Source organism: Knoellia remsis (genome assembly GCF_003002895.1).
Taxonomy (GTDB): domain Bacteria; phylum Actinomycetota; class Actinomycetes; order Actinomycetales; family Dermatophilaceae; genus Knoellia; species Knoellia remsis.
The window spans coordinates 17876-44158 of record NZ_PVTI01000003.1; the positions used below are offsets into that span (position 1 = coordinate 17876).

Below are 26283 nucleotides of genomic sequence, written 5' to 3' on the forward strand. Positions count from 1 at the left end.
CTCCCGACTGATTGCGCACAGTTCGCATGCGAGCGCCAGCGAGCATGCGAACTGTGCGCAATCAGTCGCGGTTCTGCGCCTCTTGGGGATCCTCGGCGAGGAGGAATCGCTGCAGCCCGGCGAGGTCGTCGGTGTTGATCGCGTCCACGTCGGCGGCGACGAGCTCGCGCCACAGCGCGTCGCGGGCCGGACCCGGCAGGTCGGGCGTCGCCCAGAACCGCACGTCCTGACCGTTCGCGTGCGCGGTCGCGACGATCTGGCGCAGCCGCGCGCGCTCGGCCTCGGGCATGGGGCCGATCCCCTGCCAGGTGAAGAGCTTGGTCCAGTTGTCGCTGATGAGCGGCACGAGGCTCGCCGGCAGCGGACCACCGAGGTCGCCGATCCGCCCGTCGTAGAACGAGAACCGCGTCGTCGCCGCCTGCATCGACGCGAGGTCGCGGTTGCCGGAGATGACCGCGGTCACCGCGCGCTCGTGGACCTTGCCACCCCGGTATGCCGTGAACAGCTGCGGGTATGCCGCGAGCTGCTTCTCGATCGCCGCCCAGGTCGTCGTCGCGTCACCCTTGACATCGATGAGCAGCCGGAAGTCCGGACGCCAGCGCGGGTAGATCGCGCCGCCGTTCTGCCGGAAGCGCTGGGCGAGGGGCTCGAGGTAGTAGTCGCGCAGGGTGCGGGTGAGGTCCGGGCCGTCATGACCGAGGTAGAGCTCACCGCCGACGATCCACACGTCGGCCTCGACGGAGGTGAAGCCGCGGTCGAGGGCGTCGAGCAGTGGGCGTGGGTGCTCGTAGTCGTTGTGTGCGTGCGCCCGCTCGAGCGGCTGCACCGTCAACGCGAGTGGGCGCCGGGTCGGCGTCTCGTCCGCCGATGCGGCCGACACCACCCGGGTGGCGGACGCCGTCGCAACCGGCGCCGCAGGCGCGGCGGGGGTGGCGAGAGCCAGCCCGAGGACGGCGGTGACGAACGCGAGCAGGGTGCGCAGCGGCATACCGGACATGACGGCACTCCCCTCCCCCAAGGTGAACACCGGCCATCCGGGACACCACCGATCCCGGACCTGCTGGCGTCTGATTGCGCACAGTTCGCATCCTCGCTCCGCGTCGGAGGCGAACTGTGCGCAATCAGTCGGGGGTTCGTCCGGAGTGTGGTCATGGGGTCTCGCGATGCGAGCGGTCACTAGGATTTCGTGATCCCCGTCACCGCTGCCAGGAGGTATGCCGTGTTCCGCAAGGTGCTCGTCGCGAACCGAGGTGAGATCGCCGTCCGGGCCTTCCGGGCCGCCACCGAGCTCGGCGCCAAGACGGTCGCGATCTTCCCGCACGAGGACCGCAACTCCGAGCACCGGCTCAAGGCGGACGAGTCCTACCAGGTCGGCGAGGAGGGCCACCCGGTCCGCGCCTACCTCGACCACGAGGAGATCGTGCGCGTCGCCGTCGAGTGCGGCGCCGACGCGATCTACCCCGGCTACGGGTTCCTCTCGGAGAACCCGCTGCTCGCCGAGGAGTGCGCCCGCCACGGCATCACCTTCATCGGCCCGCCCGCCGAGGTGCTGCACCTCACCGGCAACAAGGCGCGCGCCATCGAGGCGGCCCGCGCCGCCGGGCTGCCGACGCTGCGCGGCTCGGAAGCCGGCACCGACCTCGACGCGCTCGCGGCCGCGGCCGACGAGATCGGCTTCCCCGTCTTCGTCAAGGCGGTCTCCGGTGGCGGTGGTCGCGGCATGCGGCGCGTCGACTCCCCGGACAACCTGCGGGAGGCGCTCGAGGCGGCGCAGCGCGAGGCCGACGCGGCCTTCGGCGACCCGACGCTCTACATCGAGGAGGCGGTCGTCGACCCGCGGCACATCGAGGTGCAGATCCTCAGCGACGGGACCGCGGGCTCGGGCGGCGAGGGCGATGGGGATGGCGGTGTCCTGCATCTCTACGAGCGCGACTGCTCGGTGCAGCGCCGCCACCAGAAGGTCGTCGAGATCGCACCCGCCCCCAACCTCGACCCCGCGCTGCGCGACCGGATCTGCGCCGACGCGGTGCGCTTCGCCCGCGAGATCGGCTACGTCAACGCCGGCACGGTGGAGTTCCTCCTCGGCAAGGACGGGCGCTACGTCTTCATCGAGATGAACCCGCGGATCCAGGTGGAGCACACCGTCACCGAGGAGGTCACCGACGTCGACCTCGTCGTCGCGCAGCTGCGGATCGCATCGGGTGAGACCTTCGAGGACCTCGGGCTGCGCCAGTCCGACATCGTGCTGCGCGGCGCGGCCCTCCAGTGCCGGATCACGACCGAGGACCCGGCCAACGGCTTCCGCCCGGACGCCGGCACGATCACCATCTACCGGTCCGCCGGCGGCGGCGGGGTGCGGCTCGACGGCGGCACCGTCTTCGTGGGTGCCCGGATCAGCGCCCACTTCGACTCGATGCTCGTCAAGCTCACCTGCCGTGGGCGGGACTTCCCCACCGCGGTGCGTCGGGCGCGAAGGGCGTTGGCGGAGTTCAGGATTCGCGGCGTATCGACGAACATCCGCTTCCTCGAGGGCGTGCTCGCCGACCCCGTGTTCCAGGCCGGCGAGGCGACGACGTCGTTCATCGACGAGCGCCCCGAGCTGCTCCACGCGCGCACCCCTGCTGACCGCGGCACCAAGCTGCTCACCTACCTCGCCGACGTCACCGTCAACCAGCCGAACGGCCCGGCGACGACCCACCTCCGGCCGCGCACCAAGCTGCCCGAGCTCGACTTGGCGCAGCCGGTCCCGCCGGGCACACGCGACCTGCTCCAGCGAGTCGGCCCGGCCGAGTTCGCCCGTCAGCTGCGCGAGCGCACCGACGTCCCCGTCACCGACACGACGTTCCGCGACGCGCACCAGTCCCTGCTCGCGACCCGCATGCGCACCCGCGACCTGCTCGCCGTCGCCGGCCACGTCTCGCGACTCACCCCGCAGCTGCTCTCGGTCGAGGCGTGGGGTGGCGCAACCTACGATGTCGCGCTGCGCTTCCTCAGCGAGGACCCGTGGGAGCGGCTGTCCCTGCTGCGCGAGGCGATGCCGAACATCCCGATCCAGATGCTCCTGCGCGGCCGCAACACCGTCGGCTACACCCCGTACCCGACGCGCGTGACCGACGCTTTCGTCACCGAGGCCGCCCGCAGCGGGCTCGACATCTTCCGCATCTTCGACTCGCTCAACGACGTCTCGCAGATGCGGCCGGCGGTCGAGGCGGTCCTCGCGACCGACACCGCCGTCGCCGAGGTCGCGCTCTGCTACACCGGCAACCTCTCGGACCCGGGCGAGCGGCTCTACACGCTCGACTACTACCTCCGCCTCGCCGAGGAGATCGTCGACACCGGCGCGCACGTCCTCGCCATCAAGGACATGGCCGGGCTGCTGCGGGCGCCCGCGGCGCGCACCCTCGTCACCGCACTCCGCGAACGCTTCGACCTGCCGGTGCACCTGCACACCCACGACACCGCGGGCGGCCAGATCGGCACCCTCCTCGCCGCGATCGACGCCGGCGTGGACGCGGTCGACGCGGCCTGCTCGGCGATGGCCGGCACGACGAGCCAGCCCTCGCTGTCGGCCCTCGTCGCCGCGACCGACGGCACGGAGCGCCCCACCGGTCTCGACATCGACAACGTCTTCGCGCTCGAGCCCTATTGGGAGGCCGTGCGACAGGTCTATGCCCCCTTCGAGTCCGGGCTGCCTTCCCCCACCGGGCGCGTCTACTTCCACGAGATCCCGGGTGGCCAGCTGTCGAACCTGCGCCAGCAAGCCATCGCCCTCGGGCTCGGCGACCGCTTCGAGGACATCGAGGACATGTATGCCGCGGCGAACCGCATCCTCGGCAACCTCGTCAAGGTGACCCCGAGCAGCAAAGTCGTCGGTGACCTCGCCCTCGCCCTCGTCGGCGCGGGCGCCGATCCGGCGGACTTCGAGCAGAACCCGACGAAGTACGACATCCCCGACTCGGTCATCGGCTTCCTCGAGGGCGAGCTCGGCGACCCGCCCGGCGGCTGGCCCGAGCCGTTCCGGTCCAAGGCGCTCGAGGGCCGCACCGGCAAACCCCGCGTCACCGACCTCACCTCCGAGCAGGAGGCCGCCCTCGAGTCGTCGCCGCGCGAGACGCTCAACGAGCTGCTCTTCCCCGGACCGACCAAGGACTTCCTCGCCGCCCGGGACCGGCACGGCGACCTCTCGGTCCTCGGGACGGTCGAGTTCCTCCACGGCCTCGAGCAGGGCCGCGAGTACGAGGTCGAGATCGAGGCCGGCAAGCGACTCCTCCTCGCCGTGACCTCCGTCGGCGACGCCGACGCCAAGGGCATGCGCACCGTGATGTGCACCCTCAATGGACAGTTCCGCCCCATCACCGTGCGCGACGAGAGCATCTCGGTCGACGTCAAGGCCGCCGAGAAGGCCGAGCCCGGCAACGCCAAGCAGGTCGCGGCACCCTTCGCGGGCGTCGTCACCCCGGTGGTGGCCGAGGGTGACGAGGTCGAGGCCGGTGCGGCCGTCGCGACGATCGAGGCGATGAAGATGGAGGCCAACATCACCGCCCCGTCGGCGGGCACCGTGGTCCGGTTGGCTATCGGCGACCACCAGCAGGTCGAGGGCGGAGATCTCATCCTCGTCCTGGAGTGACTCGCGCACGTCTGCGTGGCGGAGGGGTGGAATTGGCGAGTTGTTCACGCGGCGAGCCCGACCACCACAGGTGTCCCCAAGCGTCCAATTGGGTGAGTTCGGGACGGGCGGTGAGCGGACGGCATACCGCCCCGCCGTCCCCAAGCGTCCAATTGGGTGACTTCGGGACAGGAGGTGAGCGGACGGCATACCCGCACCGCATACCGCCGCGTTCAGCAAACTCCCAGTTCAGGGGCTTGACCGGCAGCGTCGGACGCGACATATGGTGGAGAAGCATCCTCGCGTCAAGACGTGGCGCCTTCCGGTTGCAGATTCCTATCCACGAGAAGGAGATGTGCCATGGGCATCGGAGACAAGATCGAGAACATCAAGGACGACGTCGTCGGCAAGGCCAAGGAGGCCACCGGCAAGGGCACCGACAACGAGCGCCTCGAGGCCGAGGGTGACATGCAGCAGCGCAAGTCGGACGTCAACCAGGCCGGCGAGAAGATCAAGGACGCCTTCAAGAACTGAGGCGGTCCCTCACCTCTCGCGAGGTGAGAGCCACGACGCCCCGTATGCCGTCCGGCATACGGGGCGTCGTCGCGTGCGAGGCGCCCGGCAGGGTCAGGAGAGGGCGTCGAGGAGGGACTTCGTGAAGGCGGGGATGTCGTCGGGGTTGCGGCTCGTGATGAGGTTGCCGTCGACGACGACCTCCTCGTCCTTCCACGTGCCGCCCGCGTTGCGGATGTCGGTCTGCAGGCTGGGCCAGGAGGCCAGGGTGCGGCCGTCGAGGACGCCGGCCTCGACGAGGGTCCACGGGGCGTGGCAGATGGCGGCGACGGGCTTGCCGGACTCGACGAACGCCTTGACGAACGCGACGGCGTCCTCGTCGGTGCGCAGGGCGTCGGGGTTGGCGACGCCGCCAGGGAGGACGAGGGCGTCGAAGTCGTCGACGCTGACGTCACCGACGACCTTGTCGACGGGCCGGGTCTCGGCCTTGTCGAGGTGGTCGAAGGTCTGGACCTCGCCGGACTCGGTGCTGAGCAGGGTCGGCTCGTGCCCCGCCTGCTTCACGCCGTCCCACGGCTCGGTGAGCTCGACGCGCTCGATGCCTTCGGTTGCGGTGAGGAATGCGATCTTGGCCATGCCTCCACGCCATCACGCCCTCCGGCGTCCAGCAACCCCCTGAACGCGAACCTCGTTCTCGTATGCCGGCCGGTTCCGTATGCCGGCCGCTCACCGTGGCGGTCCGCTCACCACGAGCGGCTGCTCACCACGACAGGCTGCTCACCAGGAGCCGCCGCCGCCTCCCCCGCCCCCACCACCGGAGAAGCCACCCCCGCCGGAGAACCCGCCGCCACCGAGGCCGGACCCCCCGGACGACCCGGGCGTCGAGACGAAGGTGCCCGCGGCCTGGGTCGAGAACGAGTCCATGCTCGAGGCGACGTTGCCGAAGTTCCAGCCGGTCATCGGCCCGACGTACCAGACCGGCGGCGCAATCGTCATGCCAGCGGCCTGCGCCGCCGCCGCGACCTCCTCGAAGACCGCGGCCCAGCGGTCGGCGAGCCCGAAGACGATGGCGTAGGGCAGGAACTTCGAGAAGATGTCCTGCGCCTCCTCCCACTTGATCTGGTTCGCCTCGGCCGTCGCGATGTACTGCTCGAAACCCTTGGCCTGGGCGTAGACCGCGCTGCCCTCGGCCGTGCGGGATGCCATCCGGTTGCCGAGCAGCCACACGATGACGCCCGCGACGACGAGTCCGATGCCGAGCACCCAGCCGTTGAGGACGAGTCCGCCACCACCGAGCGCGGCGAAGAACCCCGTGCCGAAGAACGCGATGACCGCACCGCCGACCATGAGCAGGATGCCCAGACCCTTCCACCCGGCGCGCTGGGTGTCGGGTGAGCGACGGAACCAGTGCCGCTGCACGGTCTCGGTGTAGAGCATCGACTGGACCTGTCGCAGCGTCGGGGCGAAGGTGTTCCTCAGGCTCGACAGCAGGCGCTTGTCCGAGGACCCGAAGACCCCACCGAGCAGCTCCGCCTCGTAGCCCGCGAGCGGCGCGGCGTCCGCGGGCGGCGTCGTGCGCTGCAGCATGAAGTCGTCCTTGCGGAAGGTGCCGCGGTCCTCGGGAGAGATGGTGAGATGCCCGCGCACCGCGAGGTCGATGAGGGTGGCGGTGACGTCGACGACGTCGGCCTTCTCGTCCATGATCGTGCCGACGAGGCCGGGCGCAACCCCCGGCGGTGGGGTGAACTGCACGGTCACCGTCGGAGCCCTCCCACGCACGACGGGGGCGCTCTCCCCCGCTCCGGGCGTGAGCCCCGGAGTCAGCCCCGCATACATCTCGTCGCGGCCGCGGTTCCACACGAGCAGGCCCATGAGCCCGCCCGCGAGGAGCGGGGCGAGGATGCCGCCGCCGGCGAGGGCATAGCCGAGGTACTGCGACTGGGTGTCCGAGAGCCGCGGTCCCGAGCCGAGGTCGCCGCCGTAGCCGCCGTCCCCACCGGAGCGCAGGTCCGGGGTGAGCTCACCGAACGCCGTCCGCGGCCACGAGACGACGATCGTCGCGCCCTGCCCCGGCTCGAGGTCGGGGACCTGGAAGGTCGACGTCGCCCCGGCGGTGCCGGTGCACGTCGTGTCCTCCATGAGACGGCCGTAGTAGCAGGCCACTTGGGTGGCCGGCACCGGGCCGGTCACCGTCGCCGTGACGTCGCGGTAGACGTACTCGTTCGAGGGGTCGACGTGGTTGTAGTAGAGCTCGGCCGTGCCGTCCCCGATGTCGTTGACGACGTTGGCCAGCCGATAGGACAGGACGTACTCCTGGAGGCCCTCGACGGTCTCGTCCGGGCTGCCGATGCGCACCTGCTTGTAGGCGCCGAAGTCGGAGATGTCGGTGTCGGTCGGCGCACCCGTCGGTGAACTCACCTCGACGTCGGACAGCTCGTAGTAGCGGTACTGGTCCTGCGACTCCTGGTACCCCGCCCGGACCTGGATCGTGCGGTAGATGCCGTGCCGGCCAGCACCCGCGGGGAAGTCCCAGGTGATCCGCTGGGTGACCTTCATCGACCCGTCGGCCTGCACGTCGTAGGTCACGTCGAACTTCGTCGCGTCGTCGTCCATCGGGACGAAGCCGGCGAGCGAGACCGGTTGTGCACGCACGCCAGCGGACGGCATACCGGTCGACGTCGTGGCACCCCACGCGAAGGAGGCCGGCAGCAGCACCGCCGCCACCGCCGCGAGGAACGCCAACCGGACTCGCAGCCGCAGCCGCCCCTGCCGACTCGAGCCCATGTGCCTATCCCCTCACTGCGCCGAGCGCGCGCTCGGCCTCTCGTCGGTCCTGTCGCTCACGCAGCGCGTGCCGCTTGTCGTACTCGCGCTTGCCCTTGGCGAGCGCGATCTCGACCTTGGCCCGGCCGTCCTTGAAGTACAGCTGCAGTGGCACGATCGTGTGCCCGCTCTCGCGGCTCTTGGAGGCCAGCTTGTCGAGCTCCTTGCGGTGCAGCAGGAGCTTGCGCTTGCGGCGCGGCGTGTGGTTGGTCCAGGTCCCCGAGACGTATTCGGGGATGTGCACGCCCTCGAGCCACAGCTCGTCACCGCTGAAGCTGGCCCAGCCGTCGACGAGGCTCGCCCGCCCCATGCGCAGCGCCTTGACCTCGGTGCCCATGAGCACGAGGCCGGCCTCGAACGTGTCCTCGATGAGGTAGTCGTGGCGGGCCTTCCTGTTGCTCGCCACGAGCTGACGCCCGTCGTCGTTCTTCTTCTTGGCACCCTTGGCCACCGCACTCACCTCCTGACATGTGCGAACACAGGCTACGTGAGCGTATGCCGTCCGCGCGCCGTGGTTTCCCGCGTGCCGGTGTGCGTGTCGCCCGCCGATGCGCGGCCTCCGCGCCGAGGGCGCGAGCGGAACGCGGGTCAGAGGTAGTTGCGCGGGTCGGTGAACTCGCCGTCCTCGTAGACCTCGAAGTGCTCGTGGCAGCCGGTGGAGTTGCCGGTCGTGCCCACGTAGCCGACAGTCTGGCCGCGCTTCACCCGGCCACCCCACACCTTGATGCTCTCCATGTGGTTGTAGGTCGTCGCGAGCGAGACACCACCCATGACACCGTGGTCGATGACGACCCGGTTGCCGTAGCCGCCGCGGTCACCGGACTCGATGACGACGCCGTCGGCGGCAGCCTTGAGCGGGGTCCCGCACGGGGCGGCGTAGTCGCGGCCGGAGTGCAGGCGCCACTCGCGGAAGATCGGGTGGAAGCGCATGCCGTACTCGGAGCTGATCCAGCCGACGGTGGTCGGGGGGCTGAGCGGCCCGCCACTGCTGCTCGACGCCGGCGGCTTGGACGACCCGCTGTCGCGGTTCTTGCGCGACGCCGCAGCGGCCGCTGCCGCGCGGGCGGCCGCTGCCGCCTTGGCCTTGCGGTTCGCCTCGGCCCTGATCTTCGCCCGGCGCAGGGCTTCCGCCGCGCGGGCCTTGATGACCGCGGAGAGTCGGGACTGCTCGGCCTGCATGCCGGCGAGCCTGGCCTTCTCGGCGGCCTGCTGCGACTGGACGGCGGCGGCCTGGGTGGTCTGCTGGGCGGCCAGCTGGTCGAGGGCCGCCTTGGCCGCGCTCGCCTTGTCGCGGGCGGCGTTCGCCGCGGCGAGAGTCGACTCGGCCTTGCGCTTGGCCCGCTCGGAGTCGGCCCGCAGCGCGGAGAGCCGGTCCTCCTGCGCGGTGAGGCTCGCGCGCGAGGTGGCCAGCTCCTCGATCGAGCGGCTCTGCAGGTCCATGACCGTGCCGATGAGGGCGATGCGGTCGGCGAACTGCTGCGGGCTCGTCGACGTCATCGCCATGTCGAGCTCACCGAAGCCCTGGTCCTGGTAGATCTGGGCGGCGAACTGGGCGACCTGCTCGCGGCTCCTGCTGATCTCGGTGGAGGTCGCCTTGAGCTCCTCCTGGGCCTTGGTCTCGTTGGCCTGGGCCACCTCGAGCTCCTGGGCGGCAACGGCGTTGGCGTTCTCAGCGCGCGCGGCGGCCGACTGCGCCTGACTCAGGGCGGCCTGGGCACCGGGCAGCTTGCCCTGCGTGGTCTTGAGCGCGGTGTAGGCGGCCGCGAGCTGGGCGTTGGTCTCGTGCAGGTCCTCCTTGAGCTGCTCGACCTGCGCGTCCACCTTCTTCTTCTGCTTGCTGGGGTCCGGGTCGGCGCTCTGCACGGCGGACGTCGGGGCCACGACGGCAAGGGACAGGAGCATCGCTGCCGACACACCGGCATACCGGCGGGCAGCAGTGTGTCGGGGCGCAGGGGTTCGCCACATGATCACCATTGGTAACACGAGTCACGCCGAAATGGAACCTTTGCGCCCACGCGGGTTGCCTGTGAATCGGTGACCGGTCCGGGTGGCGTGGGTCAGCCACGGCGGCGCGCGGCCGGCATACGGCCCTAGACGCGCAGGTAGCGCCGGAGCGTGAACAGGCTGGTCAGGACCGCGATGACGATGACTCCTCCGACGAGCCAGGGCGTCAGGGCCCAGACATCGCCGGACCCGATGAGGGCGCTGCTGAGGACGGTGTTGAAGCCGCGGTTGAAGATGAACCGCAGACCGAGCCAGAGGAGGAAGATCGCGAGGGCGACACCGAGGGTGGCGACGACGAGCATCTCGAGGATGAACGGCATCCGGATCGTCGCGTTCGAGGCGCCGACGAGCCGCATGATGCCGATCTCGCGGCGTCTGATGAAGGCGGCCTGCCGGATCGTCGTCGCCATGAGCAATGTCGCGCAGACCACCATGAGGGCGGCGAGCGCCACGGAGAACGCGGTGATCCAGTTGATGATCTTGAAGAACCGTTCGAGCACCTGCTCCTGGTCCTGGACGCTCGCGACCCCGGGTGCCGCCTCGAACTGGCTCGTGACGATGGGGAACTTCGACGGATCGTCGAGCTGGACGCGGAAGCTCTGCGGGATGTCGCCGACCCGCACGTTGCCGGTGACGGGGCTGTTGCGGAACTGCTCCTTGAAGCGGTCGTAGGCCTGCTGCTCGGTCTCGTGGAAGACCTCCTTGACCTCCGGCATCGCTTTGAGCTGGGTCCGGATGGCCTGCTGTTCGGCGTCGGTGGCGGCCTTGCCCTGACAGTTCGGGGCGGTGGCCTTGTCGTTGCAGAGGTAGATCGAGACCTGGATGCGGTCGTACCAGTAGCCCTTCATCGTGTCGGCCTGGCGCTGGGCGAGCAGGCCCATGCCGAGCAGGAACATCGACACCATCGTCACGAGGACGACGGACAGCGCCATCGAAAGGTTGCGCCGCAGACCCGACCACACCTCACCGGCGATGAACCGTGCCCTCATCGGCCCTCCTCCCCTCGGGAGCCGAGCCGTCGGAACAGGGCGAACCGGGAAGCGCTCGCTCCGGGGCCGCGCGAGTCGTCGTCCTCGTCGCTCTCACCGAACCGGACCGCGTCCGGGCCCGCGGCGAGGTCCTCGTCGAGGTCGACCGGGCGCTCACCGTCGGCGACGGGCGGACCCACCGGACCCGGCTTCTCGGGGCTGGTGAACTGCTCGGTGGCGAGGTAGGTGCCCTCCTGCTCGTCGCGCACGAGCGTGCCCTCGTCGAGCTGGACGACGCGGCGGCGCAGGTCGTTGACGATGTGCGCGTCGTGCGTGGCCATGACGACGGTCGTGCCGGCGCGGTTGATGCGGTCGAGCAGGTGGACGATCTCGATGCTGATCGCCGGGTCGAGGTTGCCGGTCGGCTCGTCGCAGAGCAGGATCTGCGGCTTGTTGACGACCGCGCGGGCGATGGCGACGCGCTGCTGCTCACCACCGGAAAGCTGGTGCGGCAGGCGCTTGCCCTTGCCCTCGAGCCCGACCATGTCAAGGGTCTCGGGGACGAGCTGGCGGATCGCGGACGAGGACTTGCCGATGACCTGGAGCGCGAAGGCGACGTTCTGGTCGACGGTCTTGCCCGGCAGGAGCCGGAAGTCCTGGAAGACCGCGCCGATCTCACGGCGCAGCCGCGGGACCTTGCGCGTCGAGAGGGTGCCGAGGTCCTGTCCGGCGACGAACACGGTGCCCGACGTGGCCTGCTCTTCGCGCAGGGCGAGGCGCAGCATGGTCGACTTGCCGGACCCGGACGGTCCGACGATGAAGACGAACTCGCCGCGCTCGATGTTGAGGCTGACGTCGTTGAGCGCCGGCCGGGTCGATCGGGGATAGACCTTGGTGACGGTGTCGAAGCGGATCATGCGCGGGGTCGGGCCTTCGGGCTCGGGGGCGGATGCCCGACGAGCATAGGTTCCGCGGCTGTGCGGTTGTCGGAGGTTCGGTGGACGGCGCGCCCGGTGGGCCCTCCCCTTCCCTCGCTGGCGCCGCGGACCGGCGGACGTGCAATGCCGACCTCCCACGCCGACTCGGCGGTCCGGTGAGCACGCCGAGCCCCGGCGTGCGCCCCTATTGCATGTCCGTCGGTTCGCCGGGGGGCCATCGACACGACCCAACCGGTCGGTCAGTCGAGGAGGAGTCGCAAAGTGGCGGTCACGAGGTCGGCCGCCGCTCGAGCGTCGCCCAACGGCAGGTATGCCGCGTCGGTCACGTCGTCGGGGAACCACCGGGACCACACGCGGTCCTCGATGGGGTCGCCTCCGGGCGCGCGCCAGCCGAGCGCCTCGACCTGCTGCTCCTCGAGCTCGGCGAAGAGGAAGTCCCCGCCGAAGGACTCGCTGCCGACGAGCTCGGCGATCGCGTGGTCCTCGTCCCGGCGCACCCGAACCCACGGGCTCGTGTCCTCGTGCCGGGCGGGGACGAGGCCGAAGAAGCCGGAAGCGCGCACCTCGTGCGGCCGAGTGACGGACGGGACCGAGATGACGACATCCTCCTCCGGGCCGAGGGCCCGGATCCGGTGGGCGAGGTCACGCGACCACGCACCCCAGTCCGCAGGCCCCTCGGCCGGCAGCTCCACGGCATACGTCATGAATTGCCTCGCTCGGGTGGAACGCCGACGCGTTCCGCGACGGCCTGGGCGAAGCGGTAGTGCCGCATGATCGGGTTGTCCTCGGGCCCGGAGTCACGACCCCCGTCACCTTGAAGGGCCTCGCCGGCCCTCTCGGGGAGGTCGTAGTCGAGACGTAACGCGGGCGGAGGCCCCGGAAGGATCGTGGCCTCGTCTCCCGCGACCTCGGCTGCCTCGGTCACGGCCATCCCCAGCAGCGTCTCGGCCGTGATCATGAGGTGCGGCACGACCGGCCCGGTGAGCCTCGGGGGGACATAGCGTCCACCCACGGCGCGGTGGTAGCCGACCATGAGGTAGCGGGCGCCCAGTCGCACGGCGAGACCGGCCAGCCGCTCTCTGTGCTCGTGGGTGAGTGGGCGCTCGAGAGCGGCCTCGATGTCGACGCGTTCCAGGATGCCGACCGGCTCGGGCGTGATGCGAACCACCGCCTCTGCGCGAGGCGCGACCACGACGAAGGTCGTCCCTTCGGGGGACGCCGCACGCGCCGACTCGGTGATCCAGTCCGGGGAGAAAGCCTCGCTCGTCGGCTCGACCACTCCGCAGGAGAGCGGGTGGTCGAGCTCCAGGGTCTCGAGCACTTCCGCGACCACTCCCCCGACCGTGAGGTCGCCGGTCATGGGATGGAGCACCTCGAGGGTGAGGGTGAGCGTGAACAGATCGACGTCGGGCTGGGGCGTGAAGTCGGGGTGCAGGTCCTCACCGAGCTCGTAGGTCCGACCGGTCCATGCGACCCGCCGGCCACCGAAGCCGTCGTAGGGACCCTTGCCGCCGTCGACGATCCACCGCGTCCCGGTCTCCGCGAGCAGGCTGGCCGTCGCGTGCGTCAGCGCAGTATGCGGCGGTGTGACGACGAAACCCTGCCGCCCTGCGGTCAGTGCCTCGGTGATGAACGCCACCAGCCATGGCGACTTGGCGACGACACGCCGCTGCTGCACGAGGACATGCGCCTCGGGCGTCGCGACGTCGGCGACGCCCGGTTCCGTGGTCACGACTCGTCCTCCTCGACCTGCAACGCCGAGTCGGTCGATGGGTCGACCGGCTGATCACGCGTGTCGGAGCCGGCGAGGTCGAGGGCGTTGCCGTCGAGCTGCCGGGCCAGCGCTTCGGCGAGCCTTGGCGCCGCATCGGAGCGGGTCGCGGCATGCGCTGTCACCTCGACCCACCACCGGGCGTCGTCGGAGGCGGAGTCGTCAAGCCACGAACACAGGCGTACTCGTTCGAGGGAGGAGGCAAGTCGCTGTGGGACGCCGATGTGCAGAGTGTGACTGCCCGTCGAGCCTTTCAGAGTCAAGTGGGTGAGAGCGGAAGCAGAGAGCGTCAGCTCGGGGTGCGCGAGGCCGGCGGCGAGCACGACGTCCTCGAAGCGCGGCTCGCGCGGGGACAGGACGACCCAGTCGGTGGACATGGCCACATCCTGACAGCACGGCGAACAGGAGTCGTCAACGTCGGCACCCGGTTGCGTATGTCGGCGGCTTGGGTTTCCATGGGGAGGCAGTGTTCACGCCCCCGGGGGACCGTCGGGCCAGACGAGTTGGAGTGATCATGAAGTTCGACATGGGGTCTTCGACCCTGAGCACCCTGTCTTCGGGAACCGAGGGTTCGCATCAGGACCTCGGCTCTCTCGTGCTGCGCCTCGTGGCCGCCGCCGAGCCGCTGGAGGGCAAGTTCAACGGCGCTGGCCGCGCTGCCTTCGATGCCTTCAAGGCGCGCTCGGACGAGGTCGCGGCTGACCTCAACACCTCCTTGGGGGCGATCCTTCAGGGCCAGGGCGGCATGGACGTCGCCTTCCAGACCGGGGACCAGGAGGCGAGCGACAACGCCATGCGCGCTCAAGGTTCCGCCAACTTCGACGGCGCGCGCTTCGGCGCCCGCGCCTGAACGGGGGAAAGACCATGGGAACCACGGACCGCATCAGCTTCGACACCGGCGCCTCCGCAGGCGTCCAGGGCGACATCGGCACTCTCATCGGCCAGATCGAGTCGGTGATGGGCCAGCGCGACGCGCAGGTCGCTGCCGCGATGTCCGACTTCCAGGCTGACGGCGTCTCGGAGGAGTACCAGGCCGTCGAGCTGCGCTGGAAGAACGCAGCGTCCGAGGTGCGCAACATCATCGCCCTCGTAAAGTCGACGCTTGCCGAGAACGACTCGACCGCGAGCAGCGCTCAGGCCCGCGCCCGTGCCGCTGTCCAGAACATCGGCTGACCACGCGCGCGAGATGCTTGGGTCGCGTCGTCAGCTGACGCGACTGGGAGGGGACACACATGACGAGTTGGGACATCGACTACCCCGCGACAATGGGCGTCGCCATGCGCACGAGCGAGTCGGTGCAGGGATATGAGGCGGTCGTGCGTGAGATCGAGGCTGCCATGGCTGAGGGTCTTGCACCCGTACTACCGAACAGCCCTGCAGTCGTCCATGCCCTGGCTGCCTTCTCGGACGAGGTCATGAGTCCGGCTCTCACCACGGTCATCGGCCACTCGGCGTCAGCGGTGCGCGGCACCGCGGACGCGGCCAATGCCTACCTTCAGGGCGACCTCGAGATGGCGGCGACCTCCCAAACGGCAGCTACGCAGGTGACGTATCCCGACGCGCCCGGCGGGCAGGGGCGCTGAGGTGGCGCTCAGTGCTGCCGGGCTCCCGGCGATCGATGATGCCCAGGCGGTGCGTGCCGGGGCTGAGAGCTACCTGTCGAGTGTTGCCGGTCTGCTCATCCGTGCACGTGACATTCGTGCCGGGTGGCAGGCGCTCGGTGCGTCGTACCAGGCGCCAGAGGCCAGCCTGGTGCTGCGCGCGATGGACCGGCCAGAGCAGGTTGCCGATGGCGTGCACACCCAGGTGTTGGGTGTGCGCAAGGCGCTGGACTCCTACGCCGACCGGTTGACCGAGCTGAAGGCCCGGCGGGACCAGCTCGCTGCTGACATTGCGACGTACCAGGCGGATGTGGCGCGCGACGATGCCGAGGTCACGTTGAGCGATCTCGATGCTGACTTCTGGAAGCTGCGGCGGGAGAACGCGCTCGAGGCTCGGATCGAGCAGCTGGCGGCGGATCGGGATGCTGCGTACGTCGAGTGCGGCAACGCGATCCGGGCGTTGTTCAGTGATGTCCGGTACAGCGTGCAGGGCCAGACCTCGGTGAACGACCCGTACCAGTTCGGGATGACTGCGGACGGGTATGCCGAGCTGGCCGCCAGCGGGGACGCGCCATGGGGTTTTCCGTCGACGTGGAAGACGACCAACCCCCTCTTGGGTGGCTACCAAGCCTTGAACGCGATCACCGTCGGCACGGTGCAGACCATTGGTCAGCTGGGCGGGAACATGCTGGGCCTCAACGGTGAGGGTGCGTTCGACGCGACTTGGTCAGGTCTGTGGCAGCTCACCCAAGACGTCGCGGTGTTCTCCTCCCCCGCTCTGATTCTTGCTGGGTACCAGAGCGACGCCAAGGCCATGAACGAGTCCGCGCAGCGTCTCAAGAGCGTCGCCGGGTCGATAATCGGGTGGGGCAAGTACGACGCCTCACCGTGGGCCACCGGTGGTCAGGTCGGCACCGACATTCTCCTGACTGCGGTCGGTGGTGCCGGCGTGGTCAAGGCCGGCGCGACCGGTATGGCCCGGGGTGCGTCGGTGATCAACAAGCTCTCCGACATCGGAACCCTCGGCAAAGCGGTCGACCTCGCCGGCGCCGCCAGGGTCATGCAGACCGGCTCGCTCAAGGCCCTCGACGGCCTCGAGAAGCTGCAGATGGCCAAACGCACCCAGCTCGGCGCCCTGCAGACGTTCACCACCAACACCTCGGTGCGGATCACCGACACGGCGACCCAGACCGCGCACCACCTCAAGCGCAGCGCCACGGATGCGGTGCACCGGTTCACCGACACGTTCCGGCCGCCACCGGTGGCGGTTGCCGGCATCGGCGACCTCGGCGACATCGCCCGCGCTGGCCGGGCCTCGGACCCAGTCGTGGACTCGCGAGTGGTGTTGCGCGAAACCGACCCAGTCGACCCGCGCGCCCGGACCGCCGCTGATGGCAGTACCTACATTGAGGGCGGCAAGGGCGACCCACGCCACACCGACACCCCACGAGAGTGGGCCGGCAGCAAGCGCACCGGCGCTTTGGGGGGCCCACCGGCAGGTCGCGGCGACCTTGTGGCGCTCGAGGACATCCGCCCGGACCTGGCACCCAAGGCCCACCGCGCCTTCGGGCAGGACCCACTCACCGGTGAGCGCACGGTGTTGCCCGAGGAGCTGTGGGGCAAGACGGTCCGGATCGAGGAACGCGGCGCGACGTACTACATCAATGACGAGGGCGTGGTCGACTACGTCGACATCGACCGCGCTGCTAATCCACGTACGCAGCGCGCGGACCTGAACTCGCCCATGCCGGGGGTGACCTACCGGGTCAACGGCAACGTCACCTTCACCACCGACAAGTACGCCCGCACCATCCACACCCACGTTGAAGGCGCCACGTATGAGGCGGCGAAGATCACCCGCAACACTGCAGGGCAGGCCGCGGTGCGCGGTGAGGTCGACGGTGAGAAGTACGATGCCGGGCACCTGTTGGCGCACGCGATGGACCCCATCCCTGAGAAGATCAACCTCGTCAAGCAACACCCCAGCGTCAACCGCAACGGCCCCCGCTGGCAGTCGATCTACCAGTTCGAGCTCGATGTGCGCCGGCAGAGGAAGATCGACCCCAGCGCGTACATCGTCTACGACATGACCGTCACGCACGGCCGCCGCCCGACCAGCCTCCTCAACCCCTGGGAAGTCCCACCACGACGCTTCCGTTTGAGCGCGACCGCGGTCGACCCCGTCACCGGAGCAAGGGAGAAGTTCATCAAGGACGAGGAATTTCCGAACACCGCGACAGCGGACCTAGCCACCTCATGATCCAGGTGTCGGCGGAGGAGCTGGTGTCGTGGGTGCGGCTTCGGGATCGGGAGTACGCCCGGGAGCAGGTGGAGGAGCTCTTCGGGTATCTGTCTGCGTGGGGCAACGGTGATCACGAGAGCCGGGAACGCACGCTGATGAAGACCTGGGTCGGTGGCCGGGCAAATTCGTGGTCGATGCTTGATGGTGAGTACTTCGACAACGGGGCTCTCGAGGACGAGGGGGATTTCGAGACGTCGTATGACGAACGGCGGGCCAGCGACGCTGCCTCTGAGCTGCGTGAGTTGTCGTGGCGGGAGGGGGTGGGGGCGTGGATGACCGGACGGTTCACCATCACCCCCGAGGGTGAGCAGGTCATCGAGGTTGACTTCGACAACCCGCCACCGGTCCGGCCGACGGACTACTCCGACGATCTCGGGTACGGCGGCTACGGGTACGCCATCGAGCTGCGGATGTTTCCTCGCCCACCTGAGCATGTCCCGGACTGGATGAAGGACCAGCTCGTCAAGATCCACGCGTGGGACCCGGTCGCCGATGTGTTGACGGTGGACAAGGACGGCACCCCCAACGGTGACGGCGTCACCGGCTCGTGGCCCACCCCGCAGCGCGGGGTCGATCCAGGCGAGTTCGCGGACGCGATCGCGGCGTGGGAGGCTCTCGCGACCAAGTGGCCGCAGTTCGTGGCCCCGCTCGGCCCGGCCACGATCCTGAAGTCGGGCAAGGTCCGCCGCGGCGGCCGCAAGGCCCTCGACGAGCTGGAGTACCCACCAGCGTGGCGTGACGTGATCACCACGTTCACCGGGGTGCAGATCGACACCGGCGGCACCGGCTTCCGGGTCGACCTGCTCGCCCGCGACACCGACAACAGTGCCCTGCCCGCGATCTGGCACCTCGGCCCGCGCCGCTCCCACCAGCCCGTGCACACCGACGGCCGCTACTCACTCACCGTGCTCATCGACCCCGACACCGGCCTACCCGGCGCCGTCCTCGGCGCCGGAGAAGCGGGCCGGTTCATGCACGCCGGTGCCAGCCTTCCCGAGTTCCTCACCAACCTCGCCACAGCGGTCGATGCCGCGTTCACCCGAGCCGTCCGCGCCGTGACCGGTCCCCCGATCGTGCCCGCCAGCGACGACGCAGAATCACCAGTGCAGCCGGTGAAGGTCTCCCGCCGCGACCGCGCCACCTTCCTCGAGAACGCGGACGTCCTCAACGCTCCCCTGATCGCATCCGTCCTGGGCTACGACCCCGACCAGCCAGACCACGAACCCACCCCGCGAGGGCAGGCCGACCCCGACGACCAGCCACTCCAGGCCGCCCTGAGCGCGACTCCCGACGCCACGGCATACCTCGACCACCGCCACGCCCCCATCGGGCACGCGACCGAAATGCCCGGCTCCACCGACGTCCTGCACCCCCACTACGGCGGACTCATCCTCACCCTCACCCCCGGCACGACCCGCTAGTAAGGTGAGGCCCTGACCACGGCGACCGAGCACACGGCGCGCACCCGGGCACGGCGTAGCCGTCACCCGCACCTTCCGCTGAAGGGAAACTGAGCCATGGAATCGGAATCTGCATCAGCCGGGCGTATCCCCACCGTGGCCGAACTGGCCATCGCTCGGGGTCAGCAAGGGAAGCTGAGCCCAGCCACCACGCTCTGGACACTGGCAGCGTCGGAACTGTGGATCGCCTCTGATGACGAGCCACAGGGCAACCAACTCCCCACGTCACCACTGATCGTCGCGGCAGAAGGTCGCGACGTCCAACTCCTTGCGGTCTTCACGGACCCAGGAGTCATGGCCCCGATGCTCGGGCAGCGGGTGGCAGTGCGGGTGCCCGGTCTCGAACTCATGCGCCGGATGCCCCCGGGAGCGGGCATGGTCATCAACCCCGGCCATCCCGTGGGCATGGAGCTGCCGGCCGAGACCATCTCCCAGTTCGTCGCGGACGTGACCAGTCCCCTCGCATAGGCATCACTCCGAGCCGCCACCGGATGCGTCCGACTCTCGGCAATGCACCGTCTGCACGACCGTGACTGGCGCTCCGGTGCGGACCAGCTGGGCCCGACCCACCGGCAGTGCCCGAGGCCGCACCGACCCCAACAGCTGCCCTTCGGCCCGGTCGCCGCTGAACAGCAGCCCTGTGCCTCCCGCCTCGCGGACGGCGGACATGACCGGATCGAAGACACCCCGCGAGGCACCCGCCGTGCGCCGTGTCAACACCACCGAGAGACCGAGCTCGTGGCCCATGGCGATGAACGGCAGGAGTGGTGCCAACGGCGCGTTCCCCCCGGCAGTGAGCACGTCGTAGTCGTCGACCAGCAGCACGATGTTCGGCCCCTCCTGCGCGGACGCACTCTCACTCGCCGCCGCAACCCGCTTCTCCAGCTCGGGCACGATGGCGGCCACCAGACGTGACGCGAGAGCCGCACTGCTGGCATACCCTCCGAGGTACTCGTCTGGAACGACGTCGACCATGGTGCGCCGAGGGTCGACCACCGCGATCACGAGCTCGTCCTCGGACAACTGCGCCACGAGAGTGGAGGCGAGCAGACGCAGCAGGTTCGTGCGACCCGTGCCGGGGTCACCAATGGCGAGGAGGTGCCGGTCCGCCCCCAGGAGGTCGAGTGTCACCGAAGCGAGGTCAGCCTCGCTGAGACCCAAGGGCACGAGACCCGACCGCGCTGGCTGCTCCACCAGATCGGGCGTCACCTCATGCGGCAGGAGGCGGACGGGAGCCGCCCTCTCAGGCGCATGCGCCGAGACCGAGCTGACGAGCTGACGCAGAGCCGCAGCGACGTCGTCGCTCGAAGCCACGCCGTCGATGCGTGGCAGAGCGACGTGAGCGAAGAGACCGCCGGCAACGATGGCACGACCCGGACGCTCGGCCGAGATCGTCTCGGAAACCTTGCGGCCGTGAGCCGACTCCCCCGGGTCAGCGAGGCGCAGTTCCACCCGGTTGCCGAAGAACGACTGCATCGCCAGCCGAACCTCGTTCCAGCGGGTCGCCGTGGCAACGACGTGCACGCCGAAACCCGAGGCGCGCCGCACCAGGTTCGCCACCGAGTCCTCCAACGAGTCGAACTCACTCGACAGCTGCCCAAACCCATCGATGACGAGCACGACCTCGGCCAGGCTGGTCGACATCAGCTCCGGTCGATCGCCCTGTGCAGCCAGCTGTCTGAGCCCATCCATGGAGTCGACACCGTGCCGTTGCATCAGCTGCTCACGTTCGGCGACAAGGTTCTGCACCTCCTCCACGGTCCGCCGGACGACATCACGGTCTGTCCGGGATCCGACCCCGGACACGATCGGCAGCTCGGCCAGCCCATGCAGGTTGGCGCCGAGCAGATCCAGGCCATAGACGACGAACTCCGCCGGTCCGCGCGTCAGCGCAAGAGACGTGATGAACGTGCGCAAGAACGTGGTCTTGCCAGAGCCGGGGGCCCCCAGCACGAGGACGTGACCACCGGCAGCGCCGAGATCGACGATCCACGGCATCTGCCGCTGTGCAGCGGGATCGTCCACGCGGCCCACGAGGACCCGCAATCCACCAGGAGCGCGGGCACGCAGACCGTCCCGAGTCGGCTCCACATGCCCCAGGACCGAGTCGAGAGTGAGGACGTCCGGCAACGGCGGCAGCCAGACCGGTGCCGTGATCCGGGGACGGTCCCTGAGCCGGTCGACGATGGTGCTCAGCACCGTGGGGCCGTCCGGTCGCGGCGCCTCCACCCGGGTCGATCGCACAGGCTCCCCCTCATCGGTGACCTCAACGGCATACCGAGGAAGGCGAAGAGGCCGGGGCAGATCCACCGGCACCTCCTCGGCGGGCATCACGCTGGGCAGCTCACCGGAGACGAACCCCGCGCGGAAGCGGGCATACGTCGTCGTGTCGACCTTGAGGTACGCGTAGCCCGGGACCGGCGGCAGCGCGAACGCGTCGGGAGTATCGAGCACCGAGCGACTCTCGGCCTCGGACAGCGTGCGCATGCCGATCCGGTAGGAGAGGTAGGTGTCGAGGCCACGCAGCTTGCCGCCCTCGATGCGCTGGCTCGACAACAGCAAGTGCACCCCGATCGACCGGCCGATGCGTCCGATCGACAGGAAGAGCTCGATGAAGTCCGGCCGAGCTGTAAGCAGCTCCCCGAACTCGTCGATGACGACGACGAGATGGGGCAACGGCTCCAGACCGTCCTCCGGTGCGCTCTCGCGGCGGGTCCGGTATGCCGTGATGTCGGGGAGGTTGCCCGCGTCACGGAGCACCTTCTGTCGCCGCTGCACCTCTCCGTTGAGGCTGGTGTAGACGCGCTCGACGAGGCTGACGTCGTCGGAGAGGTTCGTGATCACACCACTGACCTGAGGCGCCTGCTCGAAGGGTGCGAAGGAGGCGCCGCCCTTGTAGTCGACGAGCACCATGTTGAGATCCTCCGGGCCATGGGTCGCGAGCAGCCCGAGGATGAGCGTGCGCAGCAGCTCGCTCTTCCCGGAGCCCGTGGCGCCGACGCACAGACCGTGCGGGCCCATGCCGAACTGTGCCGCCTCCTTCAGGTCGAGCATCACCGGGTTGCCGGCATCGTCGATGCCGATCGGGACGCGGAGGAACGTCGTCGCCGACCGCTTGCCCCAGGTCTCCTCAGGGTCGTAGTGCACTGGGTCGGGCACGCCCATGAGGTCGGTGAACTTCAGCGAGCGTCGTCCAGCGTCGTGTTCGAGCGAGTCCGCTGACAGCCTGAGCGGCGCGAGCTCACGCGCCAGCGCTTCGGCTTCGGCTTCGCTAAAGGGGTCGAGGACGCCACGCCCCGCCTCGGCCCCACTCCCTACAGTGACCGGCTCGAGTCGAAAGCGCGAGCCGGACTCCTGCCGGATGCGGAGGTCGACGGATTCGGGTTCGTCCACCTGGCGCGCGACGAGATGGACCGTGGTGATGCCGAGATCGGCAAGGCTGAGTTCGGGGTCCTGGCTCGACAGCTCCGACGACGGAGAGCCATGTTCGTCGATGACGGCGAGGTAGCGAGCATGTCTGGTCGGGTCCCCCGCTGCCGTGAGGTTGCGGCGGCCCTCGGCTGCCGTGTTAGCCCGCCGGTCGAGCTCGGGTGCCCAGGCGCGGTGCAGTTCTGCGGTGTCACGATAGAAGCGCCGGACCGGTCCTGACGCCGTGGGGCGGCTTTGATCCGCCAGATGGGGCAGCCACTGCGCCCAGTCCCACTCATCACGCCGGTCCTCACCTGTCACGACGGCGAGGAGCGCGTCCTCGGGCGCTGCCCGCGTGCAGACCATGGAGACGAGCGCTCGTGCGGCCTGCTTCACAAAGTCCCGGTCGCCGACGACGGACACCACGCCGACATTTGCGAGGGGAACGGTGACCGGCATGTCGTCGCTGCGGCCGAAGCGGCGCTGCACGTTGTCGAGCTCCGCGGTCATGAAGTCGTCGGTGTCGGCCAGAGGGCTGTCCTCTCCCCCGAGTGCGAAGCGGCGTGTCGCAATCAGACCCGAACCCACCCGAGTCACGAGGAAGTCTGGGTCGCCTCGCCGCTGCTCCCAGAGCCGTTGAGCCGTCCGAGTCAGTTCAAGCAGCCCTGCAGCCTGCGGGTGCAGCTCACGCGCGGTGGACCTGAGATTGGACTCGGCCTCGGCAAGGGTCGAGCGGCTGTTCTCGAGGTAGGCCAAGTACCGGTCCCGTTGAAGGCGGCGAGCCCGCACCGTCTTCCCCCGCTGGCTGAACATCATCACCACTGAGGCGAGGATGGTGACCACCATCATCAGAGCGCCCACGGCCGCGAGACTCGAGCCCCGGAACAGCATCATGACCGTCATGGACGCGCCAGCGCCGAGCAACGGCACGAGCATGAGCAGGCTGCGTGCCCCGCTGTCGCCTTCCGGGAGCGCGGGGGGCCGCTCCACCGGGTAGTCGGCGAGCGCCGACACCGGTTGGCTGCTACGAGCCGGTCGATGAACGAGCCGGGTGGTCATGGCGCCTTGTGCCCTGCGGGCTCGTCGACCGCCGCCAACACGTCGGTCAGGGCCGCGGCAGCCAGCTCAGCGAGAAAGACCCGAGTGCGTTCCGCCATGAGACGATGCACAACACGAGCCCCGGCTCGCAGGTGCGCGTCATGAGGTAGGACGGAGACAGGCACATCGAAATCGGCCAGCGCCTCGGTCTCCCGACGGGCCTGGACCGTGCGGTCCCGGTCTCGGTCGACGAGTACGACGCGGACGTGCTCCGGGCGCCCGGCAGCGGTCCAGTACTCGAGGAGGCTGCGTGCCGAGCTGGCACCCTGAATTCCGAGAGGCGCAACGAGGAGCACGCCGTGTGGTTGCCCCGCGCGTGGAGGCTGAGCCGTGGCTCGTCCACCATCGACCAAGGTGACCGGGAAGATTCGACTCATGGTCCGCATGAGCAGGTCGAGCTCGACGTCGCCCTTGGACCCCGCCGTCACCGCCGACACACGCCCGTCCACGTCGGCGAAGACCGAGACGGACTGCTCCGGATCCGCGGCTGAGGTGAGCCGGGCCAGCACATCCGTGGCCGCGAGGTCAGGTGCCACCCCGAGGCGAGAGGCAATGGACCCCAGGTCAGTATCCAGCGAGGCGACGCCGACCCGGTCCTGACGCAGGGCTGCGAACGTGCGGGCCAGGGCCACGGTCGTCGTCGTCGTCCCGGCACCCCCTCGTGCTCCAACGACGAGAAGCCGTCGCCCCGTCGAGACCGGGCGGTGGGCTTGCTCGCCGGCCTCGGCGAGTCGGCGCGGCAGGTCGTTGCCGACGAAGGCTCGCCCCGTCTCGGCCAGCAGTCGCTTCCCGCCGTTCTGTGCAGGTCTCATCGACAGGGCTCGGTACAGGGTGTGGGTCGTGGCCGGATGCGGGATGCCGTGAGCGCCAGACTCAACCGACCCTGTCGCGCGGGCCTGCTCGTCGTCTCGCGTGGCGGCGAACGATGGCTGGGTCACGTGGTCTGCGACGGGGTTCTGGAGACGCTGCATCATCGCGTCCTGCCACGCTCCGGGATCGCGCTGGGAAACGCCGGACGGGGACGTGTCGTCAGTCATCAGAAAGTCTCCAGGAGGTCGCGGTAGACGCCGAAGGCACCGATCACGAGCGGGATGGATGCCACCACGCAGACTGCCTCGGCACGGGCGTTGAGCTGACGCAGCAGAGCCTTGTTGTAGTCCGACAACCGGAGCATGGGCGTGACGAGGACGACCAGCCCAATGGCGACTGCGCCGAGCGCCAGGAGCCCCCGGTGCTCAAGGTTGAACTCCACGGCCCCTGCTGCCGCACCGGCCAGCGAAGCGACGCTGGCGCCCCACATGGCGAGCCTCTCGGCGGCCAGGGGGAAGAGTCGCGCCCGCAGTGACCAGGCCACGATCGAGACCACGAACACACCGGCCAGCCATGCGTCGGCGAGCCCGTGTCGGCCGAGCGTCCACCCGGCCATACCGAAGAACGCGCTGCTGACAGCGACGGCAGCCGCCAGCGTCCAGTGCGCCGCAGCGACGGCTGCACCGGCGTCACCGCGGGGCACATCAGCGTCGCCCGCGACCATGGCGTCAAGCCGAAAGATCTCAGCGGAGTTGAGCGCCAGCCGCGGCAGGGTGCCCACGACGAAGGTGACGACGACTGCCAGGACGGCTCCAGTTCGGGCGTTGTCGCCAGTGAGGAGCCACACTCCCCACCACAGTCCTGCGAGCGCCAATCCCAGGATGGCTGCCGTCACGGCGGCCCTCAGTTGTCGGGTGAACACACCGAGCACGAGGAGCACGAGTGCGAGGAGCACGACGACCCTGACGGCACGCACCACGCCTGAGTCCCCGTCGGCCAGCGCGACGAAGGGAACGAAACTGACACCGCCGAGGGCGATCGGGCCGGCCGCAGCAACAGGGTCGCTGCCGCGCCCGACGAGGGCAGCGAGAAGCAACAGTCCCACCGCGGACCCTGCGAGCGCCCACACCGCGCGGTCAGGAGCCAACGTGAGGGACCACTGCAGCAGCCCCGCGACGACGGCGGCCGTGCCGATGAGACCAACGACGGCGCGTTTCGCCGACCCCTCCCAACGTCCAGGCACGTCGGACGACTCCACCGTCTCGGCGAGGTCGTGGACGAGCGGCTCGGGCGGCATCTCGCCGGTGGTGGTCAGCCGGAGGATGGTGCCGTCCAGCACGCCAGCACTCGCGAGCGACTCCGCTGGGGCGATGACACGACCCTCCAGCGTCGCGAGTACGAACCTGCGCCCCTCCGTGCCCTCCGAGGGGTCGACCAGCTCGAGGATCCTGGGCACAAGCAGAGCCGTGGGCTGATCGGCGGGGAGGACGACATCGGCGCGCTGGCTGGCTCCGTGCACCGTGAGGCGGACGTACCCCGTCGCGGACTCCGAGCCCGCTGAAGTGAGGCTGGCAGTCATCGATCGGCCACCACCCTGTGGTCGGAGCTCGCAGACCCAGGAGTGAGCACGCTGTTCGACGTCCCCGACATGCGTTGCTGCTGCTTGGCTCGCTCGGACTCCAGGAGGTTGGTCACGAAGGCCACTCCGATGCACCCGGCACACACGAGCACCCCGACGAAGGCGCTGACCACGAATGTCCCCACCCGGTCGTTCCAGACCCGGCGCGAGCGCTCGACCCCGAACAAGAGCGCAGAGATCAGGCGGCTGCGCCTCACGCGCACGCTGTCGATGAGCTGGTCGTCGTAGGTGACCGGCATTCTGGCCGTCCTCCCCAAGTGGGCATGTCTCGTCCGCAACACGAGACGAGTCCGGGTCCCTCCCGAGAACCCAAAGGGCAGCCTAATGCGGTCCGAGCCTGCT

General features: G+C 69.5%; 21 protein-coding genes and 1 pseudogene. 8 read left to right on the plus strand and 14 right to left on the minus strand.

The window, feature by feature from the left end:
• Positions 1-61: 61 nt before the first annotated feature.
• Complete coding sequence (locus tag BCF74_RS02570; protein WP_342747534.1) at positions 62-997, minus strand: phosphatidylinositol-specific phospholipase C/glycerophosphodiester phosphodiesterase family protein; 936 nt, start codon at positions 995-997, stop codon at positions 62-64.
• Positions 998-1219: 222 nt separating this feature from the next.
• Between BCF74_RS02570 and BCF74_RS02575 the strand changes: the two genes are divergently transcribed.
• Both BCF74_RS02575 and BCF74_RS02580 read left to right on the plus strand, forming a co-directional pair.
• Positions 1220-4627: a pyruvate carboxylase gene (locus tag BCF74_RS02575; RefSeq protein ID WP_106296399.1), complete on the plus strand. Its 3408-nt coding sequence runs from the start codon at positions 1220-1222 to the stop codon at positions 4625-4627.
• A 339-nt stretch (positions 4628-4966) separates the two neighbouring features.
• Entirely contained in the window at positions 4967-5140 is a 174-nt protein-coding gene (locus tag BCF74_RS02580) for a CsbD family protein (protein WP_106296400.1), read from the plus strand.
• A gap of 93 nt (positions 5141-5233) precedes the next feature.
• Here the strand turns inward: BCF74_RS02580 and BCF74_RS02585 are convergent, their stop codons facing one another.
• The 9 genes and pseudogenes from BCF74_RS02585 to BCF74_RS02625 all read right to left on the minus strand — a co-directional run bounded on the left by BCF74_RS02585 (position 5234) and on the right by BCF74_RS02625 (position 14000).
• Positions 5234-5755, minus strand: coding sequence for a type 1 glutamine amidotransferase domain-containing protein (locus tag BCF74_RS02585; RefSeq protein ID WP_106296401.1), 522 nt, complete (start codon positions 5753-5755; stop codon positions 5234-5236).
• Positions 5756-5896: 141 nt separating this feature from the next.
• A complete protein-coding gene (locus BCF74_RS02590) occupies positions 5897-7903 on the minus strand; it encodes a DUF2207 domain-containing protein (protein ID WP_245889178.1) in 2007 nt (668 codons plus the stop codon).
• A 4-nt stretch (positions 7904-7907) separates the two neighbouring features.
• Entirely contained in the window at positions 7908-8402 is a 495-nt protein-coding gene (gene smpB, locus BCF74_RS02595; RefSeq protein ID WP_106296402.1) for an SsrA-binding protein SmpB, read from the minus strand.
• 128 nt (positions 8403-8530) lie between these two features.
• Complete coding sequence (locus tag BCF74_RS02600; protein ID WP_146132858.1) at positions 8531-9907, minus strand: M23 family metallopeptidase; 1377 nt, start codon at positions 9905-9907, stop codon at positions 8531-8533.
• 125 nt (positions 9908-10032) lie between these two features.
• The gene (gene ftsX / locus BCF74_RS02605) at positions 10033-10935 is read right to left on the minus strand and encodes a permease-like cell division protein FtsX (RefSeq protein WP_106296404.1); all 903 of its coding nucleotides are present in this window, start codon (positions 10933-10935) and stop codon (positions 10033-10035) included.
• Positions 10936-11156: 221 nt separating this feature from the next.
• Positions 11157-11831 (minus strand): annotated as a pseudogene (ftsE, locus tag BCF74_RS02610) (cell division ATP-binding protein FtsE); the annotation flags it as partial.
• Between the two features lie 260 nt (positions 11832-12091).
• Positions 12092-12556: a TY-Chap domain-containing protein gene (locus BCF74_RS02615; RefSeq protein ID WP_106296406.1), complete on the minus strand. Its 465-nt coding sequence runs from the start codon at positions 12554-12556 to the stop codon at positions 12092-12094.
• Positions 12553-13584 (minus strand): DUF6177 family protein, encoded by a 1032-nt coding sequence (locus BCF74_RS02620; protein ID WP_106296407.1) that lies wholly within the window; start codon positions 13582-13584, stop codon positions 12553-12555. Before BCF74_RS02620 ends, BCF74_RS02615 begins: the two co-directional genes overlap by 4 nt.
• Positions 13581-14000: a hypothetical protein gene (locus BCF74_RS02625; RefSeq protein WP_106296408.1), complete on the minus strand. Its 420-nt coding sequence runs from the start codon at positions 13998-14000 to the stop codon at positions 13581-13583. Before BCF74_RS02625 ends, BCF74_RS02620 begins: the two co-directional genes overlap by 4 nt.
• A 137-nt stretch (positions 14001-14137) precedes the next feature.
• On the opposite strand from BCF74_RS02625, the gene BCF74_RS02630 reads away from it, so the two are divergent.
• The 6 genes from BCF74_RS02630 (at position 14138) to BCF74_RS02655 (ending at position 19454) form a co-directional block, all read left to right on the plus strand.
• Complete coding sequence (locus BCF74_RS02630) at positions 14138-14473, plus strand: hypothetical protein (protein ID WP_106296563.1); 336 nt, start codon at positions 14138-14140, stop codon at positions 14471-14473.
• A 14-nt stretch (positions 14474-14487) separates the two neighbouring features.
• On the plus strand, positions 14488-14796 hold the full coding sequence (locus tag BCF74_RS02635; RefSeq protein ID WP_106296409.1) for a pore-forming ESAT-6 family protein: 309 nt from the start codon (positions 14488-14490) through the stop codon (positions 14794-14796).
• 59 nt (positions 14797-14855) lie between these two features.
• The gene (locus tag BCF74_RS02640; protein WP_106296410.1) at positions 14856-15206 is read left to right on the plus strand and encodes a DUF6507 family protein; all 351 of its coding nucleotides are present in this window, start codon (positions 14856-14858) and stop codon (positions 15204-15206) included.
• Position 15207: 1 nt separating this feature from the next.
• Positions 15208-17484 carry a DNA/RNA non-specific endonuclease gene (locus tag BCF74_RS02645; RefSeq protein WP_106296411.1) on the plus strand — a complete coding sequence of 759 codons (2277 nt, stop codon included), beginning with the start codon at positions 15208-15210 and terminating at the stop codon, positions 17482-17484.
• On the plus strand, positions 17481-18947 hold the full coding sequence (locus BCF74_RS02650; RefSeq protein WP_106296412.1) for a hypothetical protein: 1467 nt from the start codon (positions 17481-17483) through the stop codon (positions 18945-18947). The genes BCF74_RS02645 and BCF74_RS02650 overlap by 4 nt, the downstream gene beginning before the upstream one ends.
• Positions 18948-19043: 96 nt before the next feature.
• A complete protein-coding gene (locus BCF74_RS02655) occupies positions 19044-19454 on the plus strand; it encodes an SseB family protein (RefSeq protein WP_106296413.1) in 411 nt (136 codons plus the stop codon).
• Between the two features lie 3 nt (positions 19455-19457).
• Here the strand turns inward: BCF74_RS02655 and eccCa are convergent, their stop codons facing one another.
• From eccCa to BCF74_RS02675, 4 genes are read right to left on the minus strand one after another with little or no spacing between them, the layout of a single operon-like run.
• Positions 19458-23453: a type VII secretion protein EccCa gene (eccCa, locus tag BCF74_RS02660; protein WP_106296414.1), complete on the minus strand. Its 3996-nt coding sequence runs from the start codon at positions 23451-23453 to the stop codon at positions 19458-19460.
• Positions 23450-24529, minus strand: coding sequence for a MinD/ParA family ATP-binding protein (locus BCF74_RS02665; RefSeq protein ID WP_106296415.1), 1080 nt, complete (start codon positions 24527-24529; stop codon positions 23450-23452). The genes eccCa and BCF74_RS02665 overlap by 4 nt, the downstream gene beginning before the upstream one ends.
• Positions 24529-25881 carry an EsaB/YukD family protein gene (locus tag BCF74_RS02670; protein WP_106296416.1) on the minus strand — a complete coding sequence of 451 codons (1353 nt, stop codon included), beginning with the start codon at positions 25879-25881 and terminating at the stop codon, positions 24529-24531. The genes BCF74_RS02665 and BCF74_RS02670 overlap by 1 nt, the downstream gene beginning before the upstream one ends.
• Positions 25878-26180 carry a hypothetical protein gene (locus tag BCF74_RS02675; protein ID WP_106296417.1) on the minus strand — a complete coding sequence of 101 codons (303 nt, stop codon included), beginning with the start codon at positions 26178-26180 and terminating at the stop codon, positions 25878-25880. Before BCF74_RS02675 ends, BCF74_RS02670 begins: the two co-directional genes overlap by 4 nt.
• Positions 26181-26283 lie beyond the last annotated feature (103 nt).

Bases quoted from the DNA above. Each gene is read 5' to 3' on its own strand.
- ftsX (WP_106296404.1), bottom strand. From the start codon at position 10,935: ATGAGGGCACGGTTCATCGCCGGTGAGGTGTGGTCGGGTCTGCGGCGC.
- BCF74_RS02580 (WP_106296400.1), top strand. From the start codon at position 4,967: ATGGGCATCGGAGACAAGATCGAGAACATCAAGGACGACGTCGTCGGC.
- eccCa (WP_106296414.1), bottom strand. From the start codon at position 23,453: ATGACCACCCGGCTCGTTCATCGACCGGCTCGTAGCAGCCAACCGGTG.
- BCF74_RS02585 (WP_106296401.1), bottom strand. From the start codon at position 5,755: ATGGCCAAGATCGCATTCCTCACCGCAACCGAAGGCATCGAGCGCGTC.
- BCF74_RS02665 (WP_106296415.1), bottom strand. From the start codon at position 24,529: ATGACTGACGACACGTCCCCGTCCGGCGTTTCCCAGCGCGATCCCGGA.
- BCF74_RS02675 (WP_106296417.1), bottom strand. From the start codon at position 26,180: ATGCCGGTCACCTACGACGACCAGCTCATCGACAGCGTGCGCGTGAGG.
- BCF74_RS02640 (WP_106296410.1), top strand. From the start codon at position 14,856: ATGACGAGTTGGGACATCGACTACCCCGCGACAATGGGCGTCGCCATG.
- BCF74_RS02670 (WP_106296416.1), bottom strand. From the start codon at position 25,881: ATGACTGCCAGCCTCACTTCAGCGGGCTCGGAGTCCGCGACGGGGTAC.
- BCF74_RS02655 (WP_106296413.1), top strand. From the start codon at position 19,044: ATGGAATCGGAATCTGCATCAGCCGGGCGTATCCCCACCGTGGCCGAA.
- BCF74_RS02635 (WP_106296409.1), top strand. From the start codon at position 14,488: ATGGGAACCACGGACCGCATCAGCTTCGACACCGGCGCCTCCGCAGGC.
- BCF74_RS02630 (WP_106296563.1), top strand. From the start codon at position 14,138: ATGAAGTTCGACATGGGGTCTTCGACCCTGAGCACCCTGTCTTCGGGA.
- BCF74_RS02570 (WP_342747534.1), bottom strand. From the start codon at position 997: ATGTCCGGTATGCCGCTGCGCACCCTGCTCGCGTTCGTCACCGCCGTC.
- BCF74_RS02590 (WP_245889178.1), bottom strand. From the start codon at position 7,903: ATGGGCTCGAGTCGGCAGGGGCGGCTGCGGCTGCGAGTCCGGTTGGCG.
- BCF74_RS02650 (WP_106296412.1), top strand. From the start codon at position 17,481: ATGATCCAGGTGTCGGCGGAGGAGCTGGTGTCGTGGGTGCGGCTTCGG.
- BCF74_RS02625 (WP_106296408.1), bottom strand. From the start codon at position 14,000: ATGTCCACCGACTGGGTCGTCCTGTCCCCGCGCGAGCCGCGCTTCGAG.
- BCF74_RS02615 (WP_106296406.1), bottom strand. From the start codon at position 12,556: ATGACGTATGCCGTGGAGCTGCCGGCCGAGGGGCCTGCGGACTGGGGT.
- BCF74_RS02600 (WP_146132858.1), bottom strand. From the start codon at position 9,907: ATGTGGCGAACCCCTGCGCCCCGACACACTGCTGCCCGCCGGTATGCC.